General features: G+C 45.6%; 1 protein-coding gene. It reads right to left on the bottom strand.

The window, feature by feature from the left end; genetic code table 11:
• Positions 1-338, bottom strand: a 338-nt coding sequence (locus AAEY62_RS21125) for a hypothetical protein (protein WP_350636294.1), incomplete at both ends; no start/stop codon positions are given.

Here is a 338-nt window from a genome sequence, read left to right as displayed (position 1 = left end):
CTGCAGGAGTGCGCTCGCCCAACGACATAGCTTCACCATGGTAAGTATCGTATGTAGCAGCAGTTACAGCACAGTTAGCCACAGGTACTTGCCAAGGGCCAACCATTTGGTCGCGCGCTACTAAGCCTGTTACCGAGCGATCGCCAATTGTAATAAGGAAGGTTTTTTCTGCAATGGTTGGTAAGCGCAATAAACGCTGCGCCGCATCTGCTACATTAATATTTGTAACATCAAGTGCTTTACCTACAACCTGCTTTGAGGTTACATCGCGATGCATTTTAGGTGCTTTACCTAATAATACGTCTAGTGGTAAATCAACTGGGTTATTATCAAAGTGG

It is taken from the genome of Pseudoalteromonas sp. GW168-MNA-CIBAN-0100, assembly GCF_040309225.1.
Taxonomy (GTDB): domain Bacteria; phylum Pseudomonadota; class Gammaproteobacteria; order Enterobacterales; family Alteromonadaceae; genus Pseudoalteromonas; species Pseudoalteromonas arctica.
This window is presented reverse-complemented; position numbering and strand designations above follow the sequence as displayed.